Raw genomic sequence first — 25,688 nt, forward strand, 5'->3', positions numbered from 1 at the left:
AAACAAAAAATGCACCTGTAAGTTGGCATTTTTTTAGATCTTATATTAATGAGTTATTACTCACTATCTGTATCGTTTGTCGTATTCTCTGCAGCTGGTGCAGGTGGTGTTACTGGTGCTGATATAGCATTTTCATCTAAAGCTCTAGAGTCTCCTATTACTCCAGCACGTGGAATAGATAAACTAGATACTAAAATTAATGCTACTAGAATAGTAGCTAACGTCCAAGTACTTTTGTCTAAAAAGTCTGTTGTTTTCTTTACACCTCCTAATTGCTGTGTTCCACCTCCTCCAAAAGAAGAAGATAATCCTCCACCTTTAGGGTTTTGTACCATTATTACTACAATTAGTAAAAAGGCAACTATCACAATTAGTATTAAAAATATAGTAAACTGTCCCATTATTCTTTATTGTTTTGTTCTTGTAATTCGTTTATTGCTTTAATTTGGTCTGCAAAGAAACCACTTTTTTCTGGATATTTCAAACTTAATATTTTATAAGATTGAATTGCTTTTTTATAGTTCTTTTGTTCAAGGTAAATACGGGCTAAAGTCTCAGTCATTAAGGCTTCAGGCTGAATCATTTGCGCTTTAGCAATATTATGTTTTGATGCGGCTGTCTTTTTTGCGACTAATTTTGGACTCTTTTCAATAAATTTTTCAATCAAATCAAACTTTTTAGCCTTCGCTATCGATTTAACCGATTTTTTAGATTTTTTTTCTTCTGAAGTACTTTTGATAGGTTTTACTTCGCGATCAATAGGAGTAAAACGAGTTAGACTTAACCACTCATTAAAAGAGTGCGTTTCAACTTTTTCAAACTGAAATGGCTTTCCAATATTTAAAATATTTTCTGGAGCTCCTGTTTTGTTTTCCGAAGTTTCTTCAGTACTAGAAATTATTGTTTTAGATTCAGTTTCAATAGTGAAATTTGCAACCTGCTCTTTTTCTATTTTTGGCTGAAATAAATCGGGATCTAAAGTGTCTTTTGTATCTTCTATTTGTTGTTTTAAAATAGTATCTATAGCTATACTTTTTTGAATAGAAATATCTTCAGCGTATACTTTTATGTCTAATAAATTAGCAGTGTTTTCTGTAATAAATTGTGATACTTCATTTTGAGTAAATGTTTCCGAAGTAATAAATTCGAATAAAACACTTCTATCAGTAGTGTAAGCTGCTGTTGTTTTTAATGCGTTATTATATTTAAAACTATCAGCATTTTTTAATCCTTTAATATAGAGTGCTCGAGCAGATTGAAAATATGGAAAAGCATCTACAACATTTTTTAAGTCCTCTGTTTGCGACTTATCTATATGTAAAGGTTTTTTAAGAATATTTAAAAAATTAGATTGATTCATTTACCACTTAGCTAAAGATGCGTTAAAAATATCTTGAGTTATACGTTCGAAGATCTCTTCTAAAGCTGTGTCTTTTAAACTTCCAGAAAGTAAAGAAGTTCCTGAGTAATCATAGAAAAATGAAAAGGATTTTTCAAAATCATCATCTGGCGCTTTTTTATTATAGAACCTTACACGAACACCAACAGTTAATCTGTTCTGTGCAGCTGTATTATCTGCGGTTGCTGTAGTTGGAGAAATACGATATTCTGTAATTTCACCTTCATAAACTAAATCTCCATTAGAGTTTACAAGCTCTAAATTTGTTTGGTTTACTATTAAATCTTGCAACGTTATAGTGAAATCTCTATCTATTCCTGGTTCAACCTGTGCCGCTGTATTTTGGAAATAATTTACCTGAAACGATTTTACATCCTCTTGAATATTTGTTCCTGATAAAGAATAAAAGCCACAGCTAAAAACTGAAACAGCTACTATTAGTATTACAATGTGTTTTATATATTTCATCTTGTGTTCACGAAAGTGAGAATCTTTTATTTGTTGTTTATAATGCTTTTAAGTCTGATAGTAACGAAAAACTATAAATCAAATTGTTTAATTTTTCTGTAAAGTGTACGCTCACTAATACCTAATTCTTCAGCTGCTAATTTACGTTTACCGCTATGGCGTTCTAAAGATTTTTTTATTAATTCTAACTCTTTATCATGCAGCGATAGTGTTTCTTCCTCCTCTATTTCTTCAGCAAAATGATATTTATCGTTAGTTTCTGTTGTGTAAGTTTTTTTTGTTTCTGCTTTCTGCGGAATAGCCAATACTTGTAAATCTTCTAAAGTTTCATCATCATCATTATCTCCGTAGATTTTTTCAATTAAACCTTCATTGTCTTTTTCTACATCTTTAGTATTACCATTTTTCATTAATTCCATGGTAAGCTTCTTTAAATCATTTAAATCGGCTTTCATGTCAAATAATACTTTGTAAAGTATTTCACGCTCGCTACTAAAATCGCTTTCAGATTTTGTAGTTTTAATTACGGCAGGTAAATTGCTTGTTCCCGATGGTAAGTATCCTCTTAAAGTATCTGCAGAAATAGCTCTATTTTGTTCTAATACAGAAACTTGTTCTGCTACATTTCGTAACTGTCTAATGTTTCCACTCCAACGGTACTTTATTAAATCTTGTACGGCATCATCCGATAATTTAATCGTTGGCATTTTGTATTTTAAAGCAAAATCGCTAGCGAATTTTCTAAAGAGTAAATGAATATCTTCTTGGCGTTCTCGTAGAGGTGGCAAGTTGATTTCTACCGTGCTTAATCTGTAATATAAATCTTCACGAAATTTTTCTTTTTTAATAGCTTCAAACATGTTTACGTTTGTAGCTGCAACAATACGCACATTCGTTTTTTGTACTTTACTTGAACCTACTTTTATAAACTCACCATTTTCGAGCACACGTAATAAGCGTACTTGTGTTGTTAGTGGTAATTCTCCGACTTCATCTAAAAAAATAGTACCGCCATCTGCAACCTCAAAATATCCATTTCTAGTTGCTGTTGCACCTGTAAAAGCGCCTTTTTCATGGCCAAAAAGCTCACTATCTATTGTGCCTTCTGGTATAGCGCCACAGTTTACTGCAATGTATTTATTGTGCTTTCTATGAGATAATTGGTGTATTATTTTAGGAATACTTTCTTTACCAACACCACTTTCTCCCGTAACCAAAACAGAGATATCTGTTGGAGATACTTGGATTGCTTTTTCTATAGCACGATTTAAAGTGGCACTATTTCCAATAATACCGAAACGTTGTTTTGTAGCTTGTATTGATGATTCCATATCTTTTACTGCGAAGGCAGGAATTTTTTTTATTAATTAAAGTTTGTTTTTATATCTAAAGTTTTTAATAATTTTTTGAAATCCGATAATTGATTCTCATTAAAACTATTTTTTGATATAATATTCGCTCTATTCTTATTTTGATATATAAGAAAGTAATCTTCTTTTTCTTTAATTTTCAATAACTTTCCCCATTTATGTTTGAGATCAAAAGTTTCTCCTAGCTCTCTAAAGTATTCATTATTAAAAATATACCGAAAATCTTCTTTTAAGCGATAGTTGTTTTTAAGGGATTTCTTAGTCGAATAACGAGTTAGAAGAATTAATAAAACTGGATACAACAAATACAAATATAGAATTGGTGATATGGTGTAAATTATATCATTTTTTATTTCTCCTTCAAGAAAAAAATATGCTAATAAAAAGCAAATAAAAAATAATACTGCAAGAACAATAAGAATTTTTGTAATAAGTCTATTAAAAGACATGTAAAGATTTGCTTTGGAAACAGTCTTAAAGTCAAACTTAGGTTTTATTATAATTTCTTTATCGCTCATATTATTTTTTTGAAAGATCAACAGCCTCACCAATTAAGGTAGCAGTTGTACAATCTAAAACGGTAACTTTTACTAAATCTCCAACCTTGTAATTTTCCTTAGGGAAAACAGCAACAATATTCTGAGATGTTTTACCAGACCATTGTTCGTTAGATTTTTTAGACTCACGTTCAATAAGAACTTCAACTTCAGTATTTATATATTTTTTAATTTGAATTTCTCCAAGATCACGTTGTAGTTGTACAATCTCAGTAAGGCGTCTTTTTTTAGTTGCCTCTGGTACATCGTCTTCTAGTTTACGTTCAGCAAGAGTTCCTGGGCGTTCAGAATACATGTACATAAAACCAAAGTTATATTTAACGTATTGCATTAAACTTAATGTATCTTGATGGTCTTCTTCTGTTTCTGTAGGGAAACCAGCAATCATATCCTGGCTTATTGAACATTCTGGAAGAATACGTCTAATGTTGTCTATTAAAGTAAAATACTCTTCGCGTGTGTGTAAGCGATTCATCTCCTTTAAAATTCGATTACTTCCACTTTGTACAGGTAAATGAATGTGATTACAAATGTTGTTGTATTTCGCCATCATTTTAATAACGTCTAAACTCATGTCTTGAGGATTAGACGTAGAAAAGCGAATACGCATTGTTGGTTGTGCTTCTGCACATATTTGTAATAGTTTCGAAAAATCTACAGCAGTTGCCTTTTGCATATCTGTAGCTTTAATAAAATCTTTTTTTAATCCGCCACCATACCAAAGGTAACTATCAACATTTTGTCCTAATAAAGTAATTTCTTTATAGCCTTTATTCCAAAGATCATTAACTTCTTCAATAATACTTTGTGGGTCACGACTACGTTCTCTACCGCGAGTAAATGGTACAACACAAAAGGTGCACATGTTATCGCAACCACGTGTAATAGAAACTAGGGCGCTTACACCGTTAGTGTTTAAACGTACAGGAGAAATATCTCCATAAGTTTCATCCTTAGATAGGATAACGTTTATAGCATCATGTCCATCTTCAACTTCAGCTAAAAGGTTTGGTAGATCTTTATAAGCATCTGGGCCAACAACAAGGTCTACAATTTTTTCTTCTTCTAAAAATTTAGTTTTTAAGCGTTCTGCCATGCAGCCTAATACACCAACTTTCATTTTTGGATTTATGCGTTTTACGGCATTGTATTTCTGTAGACGTTTTCTAACGGTTTGCTCTGCTTTATCTCTAATAGAGCAAGTATTTACTAAAACTAAATCTGCATCTTCTAACTTGTCTGTAGTGTTGTAGCCTTGCTCATTTAATATAGAAGCAACAATTTCGCTGTCGCTAAAATTCATAGCACAACCGTAGCTTTCAATAAAAAGTTTCTTAGAATTATTTTCTTTTTGCTCTAAAATTAAAGTCTCTCCTTGTTTAGCCTCGTCTATAGTCTTCTCCATAAATATTGATAAAATCAAATCAATTAGGATGCAAAGATAAGATTATTTAAATGAAAGTGACAAAGTGGCAGTTATAAATTATAGTTAAAAAACCTACATTTGAAGCATTAATATTTAAATAAAAGAAAGTAAATGGATTTCATTGAAATAGAAAAGAAAATAGAAGCGAATAAAGCTTTAGATTTTGGTACAATTTTTAACAAGTCGATAGAGTTGTTTAAGAAAAGTTGGATGCACGGACTATCTGTGCAATTGGTTACATTTGTAATTATAATTCCTTTTATTTTAATGTTTTATATTCCGTTTGTAGTAGCCTTAGTTGGTAATTCAGAAAACGGGCAAATGAATCCAGAGGATTTATCTATGCTTATGGGAGGTTTTTCTTTAGTATATATGGGGTTATTTATTGTAGGTGTTTTGCTGCTTAGTGTTGTAACAGTTGCTATGCGTGCAGCATTTTTTAAAGACTTAGGAGCTATTGATAGAGGAGAGCAAGTGAGTTTTAAATCTTTGTTTTACTTTTTTAAAGCACCTTATTTAACTAATATCTTTCTATTAATGTTAGCAAGTATGGCAATTTCAATAGTAGCAATGGTGTTATGCTATTTACCATTGTTTTATGTTATGGTTCCAATGTCATTTTTTACTGTAATTTTTGCATTTAACCCAGAATTAACGGTTTCAGAAATTATTAAGTTAAGTTTTAAAATAGGACACAAGAAATGGCTAATTACTTTCGGTTTGGTCATGATATCTTCATTATTAGCCTCTATGGTTGGAATGTTGTTATGTGGTATAGGAATTATTGTTACAGCAGCTTTTGCAGATCATCCTTTATACTTTATATATAAGGAAGTTGTAGGATTAGATTCTGTCGATTCTGTTGAGAAAATTGGTATTGAATAAAAAGTAAAAAGCCTTGTTTTTCAAGGCTTTTTATTTGGTATATATATAAGGGTAAAGTATTTTAATTAGGTTGATATATTTTTTTTGCTATACCTTTGCACTCATAAAAAATGAAAAATGGCTAAGAATTTAGTAATAGTTGAGTCACCTGCGAAAGCAAAAACAATCGAGAAATTCCTTGGAAAAGACTTTAAAGTTGAGTCTAGTTATGGGCATATTTCCGATTTACCTTCCAAAGAGTTAGGTGTTGATGTAGAAGGTGATTTTGATCCAAAATACGAAGTATCCTCAGATAAAAAAGCAATTGTAAAAAAGCTTAAAGATTTAGCAAAGAAAGCAGAAATGGTTTGGTTGGCTAGTGATGAGGATCGAGAGGGTGAGGCTATTGCTTGGCATTTGGCTGAGTCTTTAGGCTTGGTTAAAGAGAAGACAAAACGTATTGTTTTTCATGAGATTACTAAATCTGCAATCCAAAAAGCAGTAGAGAATCCAAGACAAATAGATTACGATTTAGTAGATGCGCAGCAAGCACGTCGTGTATTAGATAGAATTGTAGGTTACGAGTTGTCTCCAGTATTATGGAGAAAGGTAAAAGGAGGTTTGTCTGCAGGACGAGTACAATCGGTTTCAGTTAGATTGATTGTAGAGCGTGAAAAAGAAATTAATGAGTTTAAAGCTGAAGCGTCTTATAGAATCGATGCTGAATTTTCAAATGAAGAAGGACAATCGTTTAAAGCAAAATTGCCAAAAGCGATAAAAACAAAAGCAGAAGCTTTAAAGTTTTTAGAGCAAAATGCAAATACAACGTTTAAGGTTTCAGATTTAGAGAAAAAACCGGCCAAAAAATCACCGTCAGCACCATTTACAACTTCAACATTACAGCAAGAAGCATCACGTAAATTATATTTTTCAGTAAGTAAAACCATGACTATGGCGCAACGTCTATACGAAGCCGGTTTAATTACTTATATGAGAACAGATAGTGTAAACTTGTCTAACGAAGCTAAACAAGGAGCAGCAAAAGAAATTATTGATGCCTACGGAAAGGAATACGCAAAAGAACGTAATTATAAAGGTAAGTCTAAAGGAGCGCAAGAAGCTCACGAAGCGATAAGACCAACAAATTTTGCAGTGCATACTGCAGGTTTAGATTACGATCAAACAAGATTATACGAGTTAATTTGGAAACGAGCTATTGCATCGCAAATGAGCGAAGCGAAATTAGAACGTACCAATGTAAAAATAAATGCAGCGTCACATAAGCAAACTTTTACTGCTAATGGAGAGGTGATTACTTTTGATGGATTTTTAAAAGTCTATTTAGAAGGTACCGATGATGAAGATTTAGAGCAGCAAGAAGGAATGTTACCAGCCATGAAAATTGGTGAGACATTATTAAATAAAAATATTACTGCTACCGAACGTTACTCAAGAGCTCCATATAGATTTACAGAAGCATCGCTTGTAAAGAAATTAGAAGAACTGGGTATTGGTAGACCGTCTACGTATGCGCCAACTATTTCAACTATTCAGAATAGAAACTATGTTGAAAAAGGAACAATTGAAGGAGTGGAGCGTAATTATACGCAATTAGTTCTTGAAGAAGGAACCGTAAATGATAATCTACTTACAGAAAAAGTAGGTTCGGATAAAGGGAAACTAGTACCAACAGATATTGGTATTATTGTAACCAATTTCTTAGTCAACCATTTCCAAAGCATATTAGATTACAGTTTTACAGCTAATGTGGAAGATCAGTTTGATGATATTGCAGATGGTAAAGCAGATTGGAAAGACGTGATGAAAGCGTTCTACAAAGATTTTCATCCAAGAGTTATCGATGTACAGGAAAATGCAGAAAGAGAATCTGGAGAACGTATTTTAGGTGAAGATCCTAAAACTGGTAAACGCGTAAGTGTACGTTTAGGTAAGTTTGGACCAATGGTTCAAATGGGAATGTCGGACGATGAAGAAGGGCCAACCTATGCAAGTTTAAGTCCAGATCAGCAATTAGGAAGCATCACTTTTGAAGAAGCTATGGATTTATTTCAGCTTCCTAAAAACTTAGGAACTTTCGAAGATCTTGAAGTTGCTGTTAATAATGGTCGTTTTGGACCGTATGTAAAATTTGGAGAAGCTTACGTTTCATTGCCAAAAGGTACAGATCCCTTAACAGTAGAATTGGATGATGCTATTGTCTTAATAAAAGAAAAGCAAGAAGCAGATGCTCCTATTTACATGTATAAGGATTTGCCTGTGCAAAAAGGAAAAGGGCGTTTTGGACCGTTTATAAAATGGAATAACATGTTTATTAATGTGAATAAAAAATACGATTGGGATAATTTATCCGATGATGATATTGTTGAGTTAATTGAAGTTAAAATTCAAAAAGAAATCGACAAGGTTATCCATAATTGGGAAGATGAAGGTATTCGTGTGGAAAAAGCACGTTGGGGAAGATTTAATATTTTACAAGGAAAGGTAAAAATAGAACTTCCTAAAACAACAGATGCTCCAGCCTTGACTTTAGAAGAAGTGAAAGGTATTTTAGAAAAGAATGCTCCAAAGAAAAAAGCTGCTAAAAAGAAACCTGCTGCAAAGAAAAAGACAGCAGCAAAGAAGAAAACTACAGCGAAGAAAACTACAGCAAAAAAGAAATAATATATGAATTTTAATTTCTTGTCTCCAGTTTCAGATGTAGTTTTAGCTCATAATGAGTTGTTGTCTATGCAAGCGCTAGGACGAAAATTAAGAATTCATTCTGCAGACCAAGGGATTCCGGATTTAGAAGGTGTCTCGGTGGCAATTATTGGTGTTTTAGAGAATAGAAATGATGCTGATTATATAGGTGAAGAATTTCAGCTTAATGAGGTGAGAAAATCCTTTTATGCATTGTTTCCTGGTCTTTGGAATACAACTATTGCAGATTTAGGTGATATAAATAGAGGAGAGTCTGTAGAAGATACTTATTTTGCTCTAAAGACAACGGTGTCTATTTTAGTACAGAAAAAGATTATTCCAGTTATTTTAGGTGGAAGCCAAGATTTAACTTACGCCATTTATCGTGCTTACGATAATTTAATGCCAATGGTTAATATTGTTAATGTCGATTCTCGTTTCGACCTTGGGGATTCTGCTAAGCCGATTAAAAATAATAGCTTCGTAGGAAAAGTAATCTTAGACGAGCCTTACAATTTATTTAATTATGCGGCTATAGGCTATCAAACCTATTTTAATTCTCAGGAAGAAATAGATTTAATGGAACGTTTGTATTTCGAAGCGTACCGATTAGGAGAGATATCTAATGATATTACGCTTGCCGAACCAGTTATGCGTGATGCCAATGTGGTTAGTATTGATTTAGGGGCAGTAAAAGCTTCTGAAGTTAGTTTAAAGCAAAGAATGTCTCCAAACGGTTTAGATGGAAAAGAAATTTGCGCAATGGCACGTTACGCAGGAATTAGTAATAAGGTCTCTGCATTTGGTATATTTGAGTATAAACCGTCTTATGATGATGAAGTAACAGCGATGTTGATATCGCAAATGTTGTGGTATTTTATTGAAGGTGTAAACTGCAGAGTAAAAGATGACGACTTTTTAGATGATAATAATCACCAAAAATTCACTACTTTAGCGGACGCCGAAGAATTAGTTTTCTATAAAAGCACCAAAACAGGAAGATGGTGGATAGAAATTCCTTTTTTAGCAAATGTTAATAATAAATTAAAAAAGCATACGTTATTACCTTGCACGCACAAAGATTATTTAGATGCATGTAATGGTAAAATACCCAATAGATGGTATAAAGCGTATCAAAAGAATAGCATATAATTAATGGAAATCGTTCAATTTTAACAATTCGCTAATCGTTTAAAAGCAATTTTAACACGATTAAGCGTAATTATTTTCCTTTAAAAAGTTGTTTTTTAAATAATATATAAATATGTTTACGCTCTTGAAAATTTAGGAGTATATAATTAACCTCGAGTTTTATAATGAATATGAAAAAGTTTCTATTATTAACAGTAGTTTTAACGCTTTTAGCCAGTTGTGGTTCTAGTGACAAAGGTCAATTAGTTGGTGTTAAAGGAAAGAAGTGGCATCCAGAGAAGCCTTACGGTATGACTTTGGTACCTGGAGGAGCATTTATTATGGGTAAAGCTGATGATGATTTAGCTGGAATCCAAGATGCACCTGCAAAAACCGTTACAGTAAGAGCTTTCTACATGGACGAAACAGAAATCACTAATAGTGAGTATCGTCAATTTGTAGAATGGGTTAGAGATTCTACAATCAGAACTAAATTAGCAATCTTAGCTGATGAAGTTGGAGAAACTGGTGAAAGTGGAGAGCCTGGTATTGGTCAATTTGCATTTAAAGATGCTAACGAGGAAGAAATGACGCCTTACGAGCAATACATGATTGACAACTATAGTGGTCTTGGTGAAACTGGCTACGAAGGAAGAAAATTAAATCACGATGTAGATTTAGTTTTCGATACGGCGGAATATCCAGACGAATACTATGTAGAAGTTATGGATACTATGTACTTACCTATAGAAGAGTCTTATAACGGTCAACGTACTTGGGATGTAACAAAATTCAAGTTCCAATATTCTTATATGGATATTGAAAAAGCAGCAAAAAACAAAAACTTACGTCGTAAGGATGTTATTATAAAAGAAGAAGTAGAGATCTATCCAGATACTACAGCTTGGATTAGAGATTTTGCATATTCTTATAATGAGCCAATGCACAATGACTATTTCTGGCATGATGCTTATGGAGATTATCCTGTAGTTGGAGTGTCTTGGAAACAAGCTAAAGCTTTCTGCCAATGGAGAACGTTAAAGCATAATTCTTACAGAAAAGAAAAGAAAAGACATTACGTAAACTCTTATAGATTACCTTCTGAAGCAGAATGGGAATATGCGGCAAGAGGTGGCTTACAAGCAGCAACTTTCCCTTGGGGAGGACCATACGCTAAAAACGACAGAGGTTGTTTTATGGCTAACTTCAAACCATTACGTGGAGATTATGCAGCAGATACAGCTTTGTATACTGTAGAAGCAGATGCTTTCGAACCTAACGATTTTAACCTATACAATATGGCTGGAAATGTTTCAGAATGGGTAAACGCATCTTACGATCCTAGTTCATACGAACATATGTCTACAATTAATCCAAGTGTAAATGAAGCTAGTAATCAACGTAAAGTTGTAAGAGGTGGTTCTTGGAAAGATGTTGCATACTTTTTACAAGTAAGTTCAAGAGATTACGAATATGCAGATTCTGCAAGAAGTTATATTGGTTTTAGAACAGTTCAAGATTATATGGGAACTGAAGTTACTGCCAATTCAAGACGATAATAAATAACCCTACTAAATTAATAAACAACTAAAAACTAAAACTTAGAAATTATGGCACAAAAAGGTAAAATTACAGTAACTAATATGGTCTATGGACTTGGAGCAGCATTGGTAATCGTTGGAGCTTTATTCAAAATACAACACTGGCCTTTGGCTTCTGAAATATTAACAGTCGGAATGATTGTAGAAGCTTTAGTATTTACTTATTCTGCTTTCGAAAGACAATCTGCAGATACCGATTGGTCTTTAGTATATCCAGAATTAGCTGGAGGTGTAGCTACAACTAAAAAAGCTAAACTTGAAGCACCTAAAGATGCTGAAGGTTTATTATCTCAAAAATTAGATAACTTATTAAAAGATGCTAAAATTGATGGTGAGTTAATGGCAAGCTTAGGTAACAGTATTAAAAATTTCGAAGGTGCTGCAAAAGGAATTTCTCCAACAGTAGACGCTATGTCTGCAACGAAGAAGTATGGCGAAGAAATGACTCTTGCTGCTGCACAAATGGAATCTTTAAACAGTTTATATAAAGTGCAAATGGATTCTGCTAGTCGTCAAGCGGCTATTAACGAGGAGTCTGTAGAGAATGCAGGTAAATTAAAAGAGCAAATGCAATCATTAGCATCTAACTTATCTTCTTTAAATGGAGTTTATGGAGGAATGTTAACTGCAATGAATAAAAACTAATTAGTAATTAGTATAACTATATTAATAACTTAAAAACTAATTAGACATGGCAGGAGGAAAAGCATCATCAAGGCAAAAAATGATTAACTTGATGTATTTAGTATTTATCGCAATGATGGCGATGAATATGTCAAAAGAAGTATTATCGGCATTTGGATTAATGGAAGCAAAGTTTTCTACTTCTAATGACGATACTTCAGAAAGAAATGCTGCTTTATTAGCAGATTTAGAGAAAAAAGGTGAAGAAAAGCCTGAAGAGTTTCTAATACCAGCAACAAAAGCTAAACAAATAAGTATAGCTTCAGAGAAATTCTATAGTTATATAGAAAGTTTGAAGAATGATTTATTGAAAAAAGGAGAGTATACTATCGATCCTGAGACAGGTAAGTTACCTTTTGAAGCGATGGATAAAACTGATATTTTAGATGAAATGTGGTTTACAGGAGACCGTATGTCTAAGCCAGGTCAAGCTGTAATGGCAAAAATTGAAGCTTACAAAAATGAAGTTAGTGATATCTTAGGAAAAGACGTTAAGGCAAGTAAAGCCTTAAAAAGTTTTCAGGATTTATTTGATACTTCAAAGCAAAAAAATAAGGATGGTAAAGATATCGATTGGTTAGACTATCACTTTAAAGGATTTCCAGCAATAGCATCTTTTACTAAGTTAACAGCAATGCAAAATGATGTTAAAGTAACTGAAGCTAACTTAATGAATTACTATTTAGGTAATGTGTTAACAGATGCGGTATCACTTAATAAATATCAAGCAATTATTTTAGCTGATAAGTCTGCGTTTTTTGCAGGAGAGAAGTTTCAAGGTAAAGTAGTAATTGGTAAATATGCTAAAGTAGCACCTACAAAATTAAATGTTCAAGGAAAAGAAATTGACTTAACAAAAGCAATTGATTCAACTGGAGCTGCAACATTAGATTTTAATGTTGGAAATGTTGGTGAGCATGATATCAAAGGTAAATTTACCTTCTTAGAAGATGGTAAGCCATTAGAGATTGATATTAAAGGAAACTACGTTGTAGTTCCAAGACCAAACTCTGCTACTATTTCTGCTGATAAAATGAATGTAGTTTACCGTGGTGTTTCAAACCCAATGACTATTTCTTTTGCAGGAGTACCAGATAATAAAGTATCTGCGTCAGGTGCTGGTTTATCTAAAGCAGGACAAGCTGGTAAATATAAAATGGTTCCTTCTTCTGGTAAAGAAGTTACAATTAATGTTAGTGCAACTTTAGATGATGGTTCAAGAGCTTCAGATAAAGCAGTATTCAGAATTAAAGATATTCCTAAGCCAACAGGTCAGATGGCAGGAAAGGAATCTGGAAAACTTCCTAGAGCAAATGTTGCTGCAGGAACAGTTAAAGCAGTATTATTAGATTTTGATTTCGATTTACCATTAACGGTAACAGGATTTAAAGTAAAAGTACCAGGTCAACCAAGTATTACTGTAAGCGGTAGTAAAATGAATGGTCAGGCTAAGGCAGCAATTAACAAAGCAAGAAGAGGTGATGCAATACAGATTTTTGAAATTAAGTCAAGATCTACTGGTCCAAAAATGAAACCAGCATCTCCAATAGTTATAGAGTTATCAAACTAAACTAGCTTTATAATTAAATTAAATAAAAAAGAAGAACCAAATGAATTGTAAATCTTTATTAGCAGTCGTATGTGGAGTACTTATCTCTTCTAGCGCATTTGCTCAAGCTAACATTTTAAATGCTAAATCTCCATCTGAGATTGGTGTGAAAACTGAAGAACAAAAAGCTTTAGACAACGATAAACCGTTAGAGTATGGTTATGTTGATGATAGAGATATTATGTTCGCTAAAATGACTTGGGAAAAAATTATATTAGACGAGCGTGTTAACTTTCCATTATACTATCCTGTGGATACTAATAATATTGGAAGTAATAGACGTTCTCTTTATGATGTTTTAACGAAGTCTATCGCCGATGGATCAATTGAAAACGTTTATAACGATTCTTATTTTTCTGCGAAGCGTACGGCTAAAGAAATGAAAGACATAACTACTAAGATAGATACTCTAGATTACGGTTATGACCAGTTTAATGCTGAAGGTCGTGTAGATCCTGAGTATATTACAAAAACTGAAATTTCTTCTTATCACGTAAGTGCCTATTTTATTAAAGGATTATGGTACTTCGATAAGCGTCAAGGTGAATTAAAATACCGTTTAATGGGAATTGCACCAGCAGCTCCAGATGTAAACTTTTTAGATTCAGAAGATGCTGCTAATAGTGAACCAAATGCATTATTTTGGGTATTCTTTCCAGATGCAAGAGAAGTATTGCACGAAGCGAAATCTTTCAATGCTAAAAACAGTGCTGTTCCATTTTCTTTCGATCACATTTTAAACGCACGTCGTTTTAATGCGGTTATTACTAGAGAAGAAAATGTGTTCGGTGACCGTAAAGTTGAAGATTATGTTGCTGAAAATGCATTAATGCAACTTTTAGAATCTGAAAGAATTAAAGAAAAGATTAGAAACTTCGAGTTAGATATGTGGTCATACTAATTAGAAATACTTAATATATTTTAAAACGCTCACTTTTATTAGTGAGCGTTTTTTTTGTGTAATAATGTAATTATTATTGTTCAAAAATTAAATAAACTTTTTTTTCAAAAATAAAAGACAGATTAATTTTACCTTTACATAATGAAAGTAGATTACATAATTGTAGGTTGTGGATTAGCAGGGATTGCCTTTTGTGAGCAGTTAATGGAGAATATTAAAACCTTTGTAGTTTTAGATAATAATTCACAACAATCGTCTACAGTTGCTGGTGGACTTTATAACCCGGTCACTTTAAAAAGATTTACACCTGTTTGGCAAAGCAAAGAACAATTGGCTTTGGCGTTACCAATGTATACTAAAATTGAAGAGAGATTAAACGTTAAATTAGACTATAAGGTTCCTGTTAGGAAACGTTTTACTTCTTTAGAAGAACAAAATAATTGGTTTGCAAGATCCGATCGAGAAGGACTTTCAGATTACATGTCTTTAAATATTTATAAAAACACTAATCAGTTTATTAATTCTGAATTTGGATTTGGTGAAGTGTTAGAAACTGGTAGGATAGATACTAAATTATTAATTTCAGAATATAAAAAAGATTTAAAATCTAGACAGTTACTAATTGAAGAATATTTTGACTATGATTTAATTGAATTTGAAGAAGATGTTGTAGTTTATAATGGTATTTCAGCAAGACAAATTGTTTTTGCCGAAGGTTATGGTATTAAAAATAATCTGTTTTTTAATACACTACCGTTAGAAGGAAGTAAAGGTGAATTGGTAACTATTAAAGCTCCTAATTTAAAATTGGATTATGTTTTAAAATCTAGTGTATTTATAATTCCGTTAGGTAATGATATTTATCGTATTGGTTCCACTTACGAGCGTACTGATAAAACTAACAACATTAGTGAAAAAGCAAAAGAAGAACTTTTAAACAAGTTAAAAACGTTAATTACGTGTGAATTTAAAGTTATTGATCAAGTTGCAGGAATTAGACCAACAGTTAAAGATAGAAGACCTTTAGTTGGTAGGCATCCAGAGCACAAAAATATGGCTATATTAAACGGCTTAGGAACACGAGGAGTAATGATTGGGCCCTATGTTGCAAAACAACTTTTTAACCATATAGAAAGAAATTCTGCTTTAGATAATGAGATAGACATTGCACGATTTAATGTTTAGTAGATTTTAACTCTTTTTCTTTTTAGCTAAAGATTTATCGTAATTCATAAAAATATTTATCCAAATATTTCTGGATAGTCTAATAATAATGGGATAGAATACTATTAGTGAAACTACAATAGCTATCATTGCGGTATTAAGAGAACTGCTTAAAAATAAATAGCTAATCACAAAAGCAGCTACAGCAAAAGCAATACCAACACCGTAACTTACGTACATAGAGCCGTAAAAAAACGAAGGCTCCATTTTGTATTTAGTACCACAATTACTACAATTATCATGCATGCTAAAAATTTCTGTAAGCGCATACGGGTTTTTGTTTTTGTACATAGATTCTTCATGGCACTTTGGGCAAACACCTGTAAATATTCCGTAGAGTTTAGATCCTTTATTAAACATATAATTTATGTACTTTTGCAGTTGTTAAACAATAAAACAAAGTTAAACAATACCGTTTAATTTTGTGTAACATAAGTCACAAATCAATGCTAAACATTCATAATCTATCTATTTCATTTCAAGGAGAATACCTTTTTGAAGACATTACTTTTAAATTAGGAAATGGAGACCGAGTTGGACTTATAGGAAAAAACGGAGCAGGAAAATCTACCATGCTTAAAATCCTTTCTAAGGAAATGGAGCCAGATTCTGGGCAGATAGCAGGTGATAAGGATATGAAAATAGGATTTTTAAAACAAGACATCGATTTTGTTTTAGGAAGAACTGTTTTAGAAGAATCTTACCAAGCATTTGTAGAAATTAAAGCATTAGAATCTCAAATGGAGATTATAAACACGCAGCTTGCTACAAGAACGGATTACGAAAGCGAAGGTTATAATCAAATAATGATTGATTTAAACGAAGCGCAACACCAATACGAAATTTTAGGAGGTTATAACTATCAAGGTGAAACCGAAAAAATTCTGCAAGGTTTAGGTTTTAAGCGTGAAGATTTCGATAAACTAACAGATACTTTCTCTGGTGGATGGAGAATGCGTATTGAATTAGCAAAATTATTACTTCAAAATAACGATGTATTACTTCTCGATGAGCCAACAAACCACTTAGATATCGAATCTATTATTTGGTTAGAAGGCTTTTTAAGAAATTATGCAGGTGCAGTAGCGATTGTATCTCACGATAAAATGTTTTTAGATAATGTAACCAATAGAACTATAGAAATTTCTTTGGGTCGTATTTACGATTATCCAAAACCATACACTAAGTATTTAGTTTTACGTGAAGAATTAAGAACACAGCAATTAGCTTCACAAAAGAATCAGCAAAAACAAATTGAGCAGACCGAAAAGCTTATAGAAAAGTTTAGAGCAAAAGCATCTAAAGCAACTATGGCGCAATCGCTTATTAAAAAGCTTGATAAAATTGATAGAATAGAGGTAGATGAAGATGATAATAGTGTAATGACACTTAATTTTCCAGTGTCTATTACACCTGGTAAAATAGTAGTAGAGACTAATGCTATTTCAAAAAATTACGGAGAAAAACAAGTCTTATCTAATATCGATTTATTAATTGAACGTAATGCAAAAACAGCTTTTGTTGGGCAAAACGGTCAAGGTAAATCTACTTTAGCTAAAATTTTAGTTGGTGATATTCAACATGATGGCTCTCTTAAATTGGGGCATAATGTACAAATAGGATACTTTGCACAAAATCAAGCAGAATATTTAGACGGAAGTAAAACCGTTTTAGATACTATGATAGATGCTGCTAACGAAACGAATAGAAGTAAAGTTCGTGATATTTTAGGATCATTTTTATTCCGAGGATCGGAAGCAGAGAAATATGTAAGAGTGCTTTCTGGTGGTGAACGTAACCGTTTAGCTTTAGCGAAACTGATGTTGCAGCCATTTAATGTACTTATAATGGATGAGCCTACTAACCACTTAGATATTAAGTCTAAAAATGTTTTAAAAGAAGCATTGCAACGTTTTGAAGGAACATTAATTTTAGTATCTCACGATAGAGATTTCCTTCAAGGTTTAACGTCTACGGTTTACGAATTTAAAGATGAAAAACTAAAGAAGTATTTAGGAGATATCGATTATTATCTAGATAAACGTCAAGTTGATAATTTACGTGAAGTAGAAAAACGTACCGTTAAAAAAGAAGCACCCAAAGAAAAAAACAAACAATCTTACGAAGACCAGAAGAAAGAAAAATCGCTTAATAATAAATTAAGTAATACTGAATCTAAAATAAATCAGTTAGAAAAAGAAATCAAAGAAATAGATGTGGAATTAGCTACTAATTACGATGAGACTGTAGCCAAGCCTAATTTCTTTGAAAGCTACCAAGCAAAAAAAGATAAGCTTGAGAAATTGATGGAAAATTGGGAGGAAATCACTTTACAATTAGAGGATTACAGTTAATGGCTTTTTAAGTTTTTTTTAACGTTTAGCGGTTAAACTATAGACTAATTTTGCGGTCTTACTTTTTAAAACCATACCAATGCGCAAAATTATACTATCTATTGTTGGCATATTGCTAGTAGTAGCCTCTTTTTTATTTGCTAAAAAGTTAATAGCAGATAAAAATAAACCAAAGCCAGTACAGGCAAAAGTTGTAAAAACAGTATTTATCGATACTGTACAAAATAGTACAATTCCAATAGTAATTGCTGCAAATGGTAAGCTTGAAGCTAAGCGTCGTCTAGAGCTTTATGCAGAGGTTCAAGGCATTTTTAAAACTGGAAATAAACTGTTTAAACCAGGTCAAGAATATAGAGCAGGACAAACCTTAATTAAAATTGACGCTGCAGAATACTACGCAAGTGTACAATCTTCAAAAAGTAACTTGTATAATTCTATAGCGGCAATTATGCCAGATTTACGTTTAGACTTTCCAGATATTTTTGATAAATGGCAAAACTATCTTAATAGTTTCGATTTAAATAAAACAACACCAAAATTACCGGAAATGACTTCCGATAAGGAAAACTACTTCATTACTGGTAGAAGTATAGTCTCTAATTACTACAATGTTAAAACGCAAGAACAGCGTTTAGCTAAGTATTATATCTCAGCTCCTTTTTCGGGAATTTTAACCGAAGCGTTAGTAACCGAAGGTACTTTAATTAGAAGCGGTCAAAAACTTGGAGAGTATATAGATCCTTCAGTTTACGAAATGGAAGTGGCTATTAGTAAAACCTTTGCCAACCTGCTTAAAGTAGGAGAAGAAGTGGCTTTAAATAATTTGGATAAAACTGAAAGCTATAAAGGAAAAGTATCTCGTATAAACGGAAGTATAGATCCAACCACACAAACAATTACAGCGTACATTGAAGTTAAAAACGCAAGCCTAAAAGAAGGTATGTATTTAGAAGCGAATTTAAATGCAAAAGAAGAAGCTAATGCTGTAGAAATAGATAGAAATCTATTATTAGAAAGTCAACAAGTGTATGTGGTTAAAGATAGTTTACTAGATGTAATAGATGTAAAACCTGTATATTTTTCGGATACAAAAGTGGTTTTAAAAAATGTACCTAATGGAACTATTATACTTAAAAAGCCAGTTCCTGGAGCTTATGCAGGAATGCTAGTTAAGCCTTTTGAAGACAAACCAAAAGCTAAAGACCAACAGTAAACATGAGAAAACTTATAGCTTATTTTATTAAGTACCATGTAGCAGTTAATATCTTTATTATTGCTTTCTGTATTTTTGGTTACCTTGGTGTAACGTCATTAAAATCATCATTTTTTCCTTTAGTAGATTCTAAAATAATTAATGTAAGTGTTACTTATCCTGGAGCTTCACCTCAAGAAATTGAGGAAGGTATTGTGCTTCAAATAGAAGATAATTTAAAAGGATTAAAAGGAATAGACCGTGTAACGTCTGTATCTAGAGAAAACAGTGGAACGATTACTGTAGAAATAGAAAAAGACGAGAATATTGACTTCATGTTACTTGAAGTTAAAAATGCTGTAGATCGTGTACCTTCTTTTCCATCAGGAATGGAGCCTTTAGTAGTTGCAAAACAAGAAGCGGTTAGAGAAACCATTTCATTTGCTTTAAGTGGAGAAAATATTCCGCTTGCTACTTTAAAACAAATTGGTAGAGATGTAGAAAACGATTTAAGAGCTATAGATGGTATTTCGCAAATAGATATCTCTGGTTACCCAGCAGAAGAAATTGAAATAGCAGTAAACGAAACAAGTTTACTTGCTTTTAATCTTACATTTAACGAAGTTTCTCAAGCAGTTAGTAGAACAAATATATTAACAACAGGAGGAACTATAAAAACGGATGCTGAGGAGTATCTTATTAGAGCAAATAACCGTTCGTATTATGGCAATGAACTTTCTAATATAGTCGTTCGTGCTTCAGCCGATGGTAAAGTAATACGATTAAAAGATGTTGCTATAATTCGTGATCGCTTTTCAGAAACACCAAATGCGACATACTTTAATCAAAAGTTATCAATAAACGTTTCTGTAACAAGTACTAATACCGAAGATTTAATTACTTCGGCAGATAAAGTAAAAGAGTATATAGAAGGTTACAACCAAAAACATAATAACGTGCAGTTAGATGTGGTTCGTGATTTATCTAAGACATTAAATCAGCGTACAGATCTTTTAACCGAGAATGCGATTGTAGGAATGTTATTGGTATTAATATTCTTATCCTTATTCTTAAATATGCGTTTAGCGTTTTGGGTGGCCTTTGGTTTGCCTATTTCGTTTTTAGGAATGTTTATTTTTGCAGGACAGTTTGATGTTACAATAAACGTTTTATCACTTTTCGGAATGATTATCGTTATTGGAATATTAGTAGATGATGGTATTGTTATTGCCGAAAACATCTATCAACATTACGAAAAAGGAAAATCTCCTGTCGATGCAGCAATTGATGGTACTATGGAAGTAATTCCTCCAGTAGTTTCTGCAATTATAACTACGCTGTTAGCATTTTCATTATTCTTATTTTTAGATAGTAGAATTGGAGAATTTTTTAGTGAAGTATCCGTAATTGTTATACTTACTTTAGTTGTTTCGTTAGTAGAAGCATTAATTATACTTCCTGCGCATTTAGCACATTCAAAAGCATTAAGAAAGCCTGTTGTAGAAGAGAATCCTTCGAAAATGAAGCAATTCTTCTCTAAAATGAGAATCATTAATAAGGCTGGAGATAACTTCATGAACTTTTTAAGAGACAAAATATATACACCGGCAATTACCTTTGTTTTAAATTTTAAATTGCTCTCTTTAGGTATTTTTGTGGCTTTATTAATTTTAACTTTTGGAGCCATTGGAGGTGGTGTTATAGGTGTTACAATGTTCCCATCTGTAGCAAGTGATAGAGTTTCTATAGAGTTGGATATGCCTAATGGTACCAACGAGAAAATTACAGATTCTATTATTTCTATGATAGAAGAAAAATCATTTATAGTTAATAAAGAGTTTACAGAGAAGTATTTAAAAGGAACTGATAAGCAATTGTTTGAAAATACTATTCTAACAATAAACAGTAGTTCTAGTGCACGACTGCAAATTAATATGTTACCTGGTGAAGAGCGACCGGATGCTATTAAATCGTCATTAGTAACCAATAGGTTAAGAGAATTAGTAGGACCAGTTGTTGGTACAGAGCGTTTAATTTATGGTTCTGGAGGAAACTTTGGAGGAAGTCCAGTTTCGGTATCACTTTTAGGAAATAATATTGAAGAATTAAAAGCCGCTAAAATAGAGTTAAAACAAGTTTTAGAATCTAATGTTTTACTTAAAGATGTTGAGGATAATGATCCAGCAGGAATTAAAGAAATACGAATAGAACTAAAAGAAAGTGCCTATTTACTAGGCTTAAATTTAAGCACTGTAATGGCGCAAGTACGTTCTGGTTTCTTTGGTACACAGGCACAGCGTTTTCAAAGAGGGCAAGATGAAATTAGAGTTTGGGTGCGTTACGATAGAAGTAATAGAGGGTCTATTAATGATTTAGATGAAATGCGAATAGGAACTCCAACTGGAGAGCGTGTTACGCTAAAGGATATCGCTTTTTATACTATTGAAAGAGGAGATGTTGCTATAAACCACTTGGAAGGGCAGCGTGAAATTAAAGTGTCTGCAGATTTAAAAGATCCAAATACTAGTACAGCAGATATTTTAGATGATTTAAAAAATATAACAATGGTTGAGTTGAAATCTAAATACCCAACCATCTCTGCATCTTTTGAAGGTCAAAATAGAGAAAAAGATAAGTTAATGAGTTCTTTAGGTAAAGCCGGAATTCCTATTCTTTTTCTTATTTATATAGTAATTGCTTTTACTTTTAGAAGTTACAGTCAACCAATATTATTAATGTTATTAGTGCCATTTAGTTTAACAGCAGTTGCTTGGGGACACTGGATGCTTGGTTTCTCAGTTAATATATTATCGCTTTTAGGAATTATTGCCTTAATTGGTATTATGGTTAACGATGGATTGGTGCTTATTGGTAAATTTAATTCTAATTTAAAGGAAGGCTTAAAGTTCGATCAAGCCCTTTTAAATGCAGGGAAATCTAGATTTAGAGCCATATTTTTAACGTCTTTAACAACAATAGCAGGTTTAGCGCCTTTACTTTTAGAAAAAAGTAGACAAGCACAGTTTTTAAAACCAATGGCAATTTCTATTTCCTTTGGTATCGCTTATGCAACCATATTAACATTATTAGTTTTACCATTATTCTTGTCTTTTAGTAATAGTATTAAACAAAAAGGAAAATGGTTGTATACTGGAAAAGATGTAACAAAAGAAGAAGTAGAACGTGCTATAAAAGAACAAAATGAAGAGAATGAACATTAAATATAGTTTAGTTATAGCAATCGTATTTCTAACTTCTTTAGTAAAAGCACAAAATGTACTTACACAAGAAGAAGCTGTAAAGCTAACTTTACAAAATAACTACGATATTAAAATAGCAAATAATGCTGTTGAAGTAGCAGATAATAATACTAGTATTCTAAATTCAGGTTATTTACCAACGCTTACAGGTAATGCTGGTGCAACATATAATTTAGATAATAACGAATCTCAATTCTCAGATGGGAGACCAAATACTGTTTTAAATGGTGCGGAAAGTGATAGATATAATGCTTCTCTAAGTTTAAATTACACCATTTTCGATGGTCTTGGGAGACAGTATAACTACAAAAGTTTAAAAGAACAATATCAATTGTCCGAATTACAAGCTCGCGAAACTATTGAGAATACGGTTATTCAATTATTTTCGGTGTATTATAATGTTTCTCAATCATTAGAAAACGTTTCGGCTTTAGAAGAAACTTTAAAGATCTCTAAGGACAGGTTGGTGAGAGCTGAGTATCAATTCGAATACGGACAAAATACTAAACTAGGTGTTTTAAATGCTGAAGTAGATATTGTAAACGACAGTATAAATCTAATAAACTCTAAACAACAATTAAAAAGCTCTAAACGCGATTTAAATGTTGTTTTAGGAAATGTTTTAGAAGATGATTTTACAGTAGAAACTGAAGTTGATTTTGCATTGAAAATTAAAAAAGATAGTTTATTTGAAAAGGCTAAAACAAGAAATATAGCTTTATTACAAACCGAAAAAAATATAGCTATTAGTCAATTAGCTATTAAGTCTAATAAATCTGCTTACCTACCAACAGTAGGTTTGGTTGGTACATATGGTTGGAATAAAAACAATAACAATGCAGTAAGTTTTGTTGCAGTTTCTACAAACACAGGACTGTCTGCAGGTTTAAATTTATCTTGGAATATTTTTGATGGAGGTAGTACGATTACTCGTGTTAGAAATGCTAAAATTAATCTTGAAACACAACAGCTACAAAAGGATAATATTTTAATAAGTATTACACGGGAGTTTAATAATGTTTGGGACGATTTTACAAATAAGCTTGAGATTTATAATCTTCAAGAAAATAACATTGTCACGGCTCAAAATAATTTTAGCCGTACGCAAGAAAAATTTAAAATTGGCCAAGTAAATTCTATAGAGTTTAGACAAGCACAACTTAATTTACTTAATGCAGAGTTGAGTAAAAATCAAGCAAAGTTCGCTGCAAAATTAGCAGAATTAAGCCTATTACAATTAAGTGGAGAGTTGCTTAATACTTCATTCTAAAACACTAAAATCGAGTATTTTAATGTTATTTAAGTGCTCTTAAACGAGTTTTTAATGTTTTCGATGAACGGCACATGTCGTTCATCGAATAAATTTGTCATTAACAGTGGTTTACCTTAGATTTGTTTCATATTAGTCCCAAAAACTAAACCACAATGAAAAATCTACAACTTACATTAATTTTTCTTTTTGCAACATTACTAAGTTTTGCTGGTATTTCTAAGACAGAAAAAGATGCGTTATTAGCATTGCATGCTTCAACAAATGGAGCGCAATGGACTAAGACATGGGATTTAACTACAGATGCTAGTACTTGGTATGGTGTAACAGTAGAAAACAATACTGTTGTTGCTTTAAGCTTGCCGTTCAATAACTTAAACGGGACACTTCCTAATGAAATAGGAAATTTAACGTCTTTAAGAAAAATCAATTTCGGATTAAATAAATTATCAGGAAGTATACCAGTATCACTATCTAACTTAAAGGCATTAACAAGCTTAGAATTATTTTTAAATAAGTTTGAAGGTTCTATTCCTTCTTTCTTAGGAGATTTAAAAGACCTAGAGATTTTAGCACTATATAGTAATAACTTTACAGGATCTATTCCTACAGAACTGACAGCTTTAGTTAACTTAAAAGAATTACAATTAGGAAGTAATTTCTTAACAGGAAATATTCCAACAGAAATGGGAATGTTATCTAAACTTGAAAAACTAAGTTTAATTGATAATAAATTAGAAGGCCATATACCTTTAGAATTAACAGATTTAAAAAATTTAGAAGAACTAATTCTTTCTGAAAATAAGTTCACAGGAAATTTACCATTACAATTTAGTCAATTAACCAAGCTAAGTACATTAATGGTAAGTGATAATAATATGGATTATGAATACGCAACTGTAGTAGAGGATAGAGCAAGCGTAAGAAGTGCTATTATAACCTTTAATGATACTTATGTTGTAGAAAGAGACTAAAAGAAACTAAAGAGTAAAAGAGGAAAAATCTAAAATAGTATTTAAAAGAGTCAACTTAATAGTTGACTCTTTTTTATTTTTACAAAAAAATGATATAATATTATGTTTGAGCACTTTTTTCAATGCCCTTATTGCTGGGAAACAATATCTATGTTGCTAGATAGTAGTGTTAGAAAACAGACTTATGTAGAGGATTGTGAGGTTTGTTGCAATCCAATACAACTTTCTCCTCAGTTTGATGACATGGAACTAGTTGGTTTTGAGGCTTTAAATATAGAACAGTAATTTTTTTTAAAATAAAGCTTGTAATATGTAAAAAGGATTGTATATTTGCAGTCGGAAATAAAATGGTCGGTATTATGAGCCGAAAGTTAAAAGCTAAGAAATTTATTTACGTTATAAATCGCGGGATAGAGCAGTAGGTAGCTCGTCGGGCTCATAACCCGAAGGTCACTGGTTCGAGTCCAGTTCCCGCTACTAAGCAAAGCTTCACAGAAATGTGAAGCTTTTTTTATGCTTCATATAGAATAACGATGTTTATTTTTAGTTTAGATAGATATAGTTAATATTTAAAAAAAATGAATAACCATTTTTCTCTTTATAACTCTAGTCAGTTTATGATATGAAATGACTCCGGAATGGTGTTAAGAGGTGTTTTTTTGCGCTTTTATACTAATACCTTTGTTCTCCTATATTTATTTTTT

The 25,688-nt window shown here is 32.1% G+C and carries 21 protein-coding genes and 1 tRNA gene; 15 read left to right on the top strand and 7 right to left on the bottom strand.

The genetic code is table 11. The annotated features are described in order from the left end of the window. Positions 1–56: 56 nt before the first annotated feature. From secG to miaB, 6 genes are all read right to left on the bottom strand, one after another. On the bottom strand, positions 57–401 hold the full coding sequence (secG, locus tag ASC44_RS12860) for a preprotein translocase subunit SecG (RefSeq protein ID WP_055448033.1): 345 nt from the start codon (positions 399–401) through the stop codon (positions 57–59). Continuing rightward, a complete protein-coding gene (locus ASC44_RS12865; protein ID WP_055448034.1) occupies positions 401–1,360 on the bottom strand; it encodes a hypothetical protein in 960 nt (319 codons plus the stop codon). The genes secG and ASC44_RS12865 overlap by 1 nt, the downstream gene beginning before the upstream one ends. Then, the gene (gene lptE, locus ASC44_RS12870) at positions 1,361–1,867 is read right to left on the bottom strand and encodes an LPS assembly lipoprotein LptE (RefSeq protein WP_055448035.1); all 507 of its coding nucleotides are present in this window, start codon (positions 1,865–1,867) and stop codon (positions 1,361–1,363) included. 71 nt (positions 1,868–1,938) lie between these two features. Next, positions 1,939–3,198: a sigma-54 interaction domain-containing protein gene (locus ASC44_RS12875; RefSeq protein ID WP_055448036.1), complete on the bottom strand. Its 1,260-nt coding sequence runs from the start codon at positions 3,196–3,198 to the stop codon at positions 1,939–1,941. 32 nt (positions 3,199–3,230) lie between these two features. Continuing rightward, entirely contained in the window at positions 3,231–3,755 is a 525-nt protein-coding gene (locus ASC44_RS12880) for a YcxB family protein (protein WP_152973332.1), read from the bottom strand. Position 3,756: 1 nt separating this feature from the next. After that, positions 3,757–5,199 carry a tRNA (N6-isopentenyl adenosine(37)-C2)-methylthiotransferase MiaB gene (gene miaB, locus ASC44_RS12885; protein ID WP_055448038.1) on the bottom strand — a complete coding sequence of 481 codons (1,443 nt, stop codon included), beginning with the start codon at positions 5,197–5,199 and terminating at the stop codon, positions 3,757–3,759. Positions 5,200–5,331: 132 nt separating this feature from the next. Here miaB and ASC44_RS12890 point away from each other — a divergent pair, with 132 nt between their 5' ends. The 8 genes from ASC44_RS12890 to ASC44_RS12925 all read left to right on the top strand — a co-directional run bounded on the left by ASC44_RS12890 (position 5,332) and on the right by ASC44_RS12925 (position 15,895). Continuing rightward, entirely contained in the window at positions 5,332–6,105 is a 774-nt protein-coding gene (locus tag ASC44_RS12890; protein WP_055448039.1) for a hypothetical protein, read from the top strand. A 117-nt stretch (positions 6,106–6,222) separates the two neighbouring features. Beyond that, positions 6,223–8,766, top strand: coding sequence for a type I DNA topoisomerase (gene topA / locus ASC44_RS12895; RefSeq protein WP_055448040.1), 2,544 nt, complete (start codon positions 6,223–6,225; stop codon positions 8,764–8,766). A 3-nt stretch (positions 8,767–8,769) separates the two neighbouring features. Beyond that, positions 8,770–9,936 carry a formimidoylglutamase gene (locus ASC44_RS12900; protein ID WP_055448041.1) on the top strand — a complete coding sequence of 389 codons (1,167 nt, stop codon included), beginning with the start codon at positions 8,770–8,772 and terminating at the stop codon, positions 9,934–9,936. 170 nt (positions 9,937–10,106) lie between these two features. Beyond that, complete coding sequence (porK, locus tag ASC44_RS12905) at positions 10,107–11,474, top strand: T9SS ring complex lipoprotein PorK/GldK (RefSeq protein ID WP_055448042.1); 1,368 nt, start codon at positions 10,107–10,109, stop codon at positions 11,472–11,474. 51 nt (positions 11,475–11,525) lie between these two features. Further along, complete coding sequence (gene porL, locus ASC44_RS12910) at positions 11,526–12,161, top strand: type IX secretion system motor protein PorL/GldL (RefSeq protein WP_055448043.1); 636 nt, start codon at positions 11,526–11,528, stop codon at positions 12,159–12,161. A 46-nt stretch (positions 12,162–12,207) separates the two neighbouring features. Beyond that, positions 12,208–13,770, top strand: a complete 1,563-nt coding sequence (gene porM, locus ASC44_RS12915) for a type IX secretion system motor protein PorM/GldM (RefSeq protein ID WP_055448044.1) — start codon at positions 12,208–12,210, stop codon at positions 13,768–13,770. A 40-nt stretch (positions 13,771–13,810) separates the two neighbouring features. Continuing rightward, positions 13,811–14,710, top strand: a complete 900-nt coding sequence (porN, locus tag ASC44_RS12920; RefSeq protein WP_055448045.1) for a type IX secretion system ring subunit PorN/GldN — start codon at positions 13,811–13,813, stop codon at positions 14,708–14,710. Between the two features lie 141 nt (positions 14,711–14,851). Further along, complete coding sequence (locus ASC44_RS12925; RefSeq protein ID WP_055448046.1) at positions 14,852–15,895, top strand: NAD(P)/FAD-dependent oxidoreductase; 1,044 nt, start codon at positions 14,852–14,854, stop codon at positions 15,893–15,895. A gap of 6 nt (positions 15,896–15,901) precedes the next feature. On the opposite strand, the gene ASC44_RS12930 is transcribed toward ASC44_RS12925, so the two are convergent. Then, on the bottom strand, positions 15,902–16,294 hold the full coding sequence (locus tag ASC44_RS12930; RefSeq protein WP_055448047.1) for a DUF983 domain-containing protein: 393 nt from the start codon (positions 16,292–16,294) through the stop codon (positions 15,902–15,904). A gap of 86 nt (positions 16,295–16,380) precedes the next feature. On the opposite strand from ASC44_RS12930, the gene ASC44_RS12935 reads away from it, so the two are divergent. From ASC44_RS12935 to ASC44_RS12965, 7 genes are all read left to right on the top strand, one after another. After that, positions 16,381–18,288: an ABC-F family ATP-binding cassette domain-containing protein gene (locus ASC44_RS12935; RefSeq protein WP_055448048.1), complete on the top strand. Its 1,908-nt coding sequence runs from the start codon at positions 16,381–16,383 to the stop codon at positions 18,286–18,288. 79 nt (positions 18,289–18,367) lie between these two features. Then, positions 18,368–19,501: an efflux RND transporter periplasmic adaptor subunit gene (locus ASC44_RS12940; protein WP_055448049.1), complete on the top strand. Its 1,134-nt coding sequence runs from the start codon at positions 18,368–18,370 to the stop codon at positions 19,499–19,501. A gap of 2 nt (positions 19,502–19,503) precedes the next feature. Beyond that, on the top strand, positions 19,504–22,701 hold the full coding sequence (locus tag ASC44_RS12945) for an efflux RND transporter permease subunit (RefSeq protein WP_055448050.1): 3,198 nt from the start codon (positions 19,504–19,506) through the stop codon (positions 22,699–22,701). Beyond that, a complete protein-coding gene (locus ASC44_RS12950; protein WP_055448051.1) occupies positions 22,691–24,010 on the top strand; it encodes a TolC family protein in 1,320 nt (439 codons plus the stop codon). The genes ASC44_RS12945 and ASC44_RS12950 overlap by 11 nt, the downstream gene beginning before the upstream one ends. A 155-nt stretch (positions 24,011–24,165) precedes the next feature. Then, positions 24,166–24,984: a leucine-rich repeat domain-containing protein gene (locus tag ASC44_RS12955; protein WP_055448052.1), complete on the top strand. Its 819-nt coding sequence runs from the start codon at positions 24,166–24,168 to the stop codon at positions 24,982–24,984. Positions 24,985–25,086: 102 nt separating this feature from the next. After that, positions 25,087–25,269: a CPXCG motif-containing cysteine-rich protein gene (locus tag ASC44_RS12960; RefSeq protein ID WP_055448053.1), complete on the top strand. Its 183-nt coding sequence runs from the start codon at positions 25,087–25,089 to the stop codon at positions 25,267–25,269. Between the two features lie 119 nt (positions 25,270–25,388). Further along, a tRNA-Met gene (locus ASC44_RS12965) sits at positions 25,389–25,461 on the top strand. Positions 25,462–25,688 lie beyond the last annotated feature (227 nt).

The sequence above is a fragment of the Lacinutrix mariniflava genome (genome assembly GCF_001418015.1).
Lineage (GTDB): Bacteria > Bacteroidota > Bacteroidia > Flavobacteriales > Flavobacteriaceae > Lacinutrix > Lacinutrix mariniflava.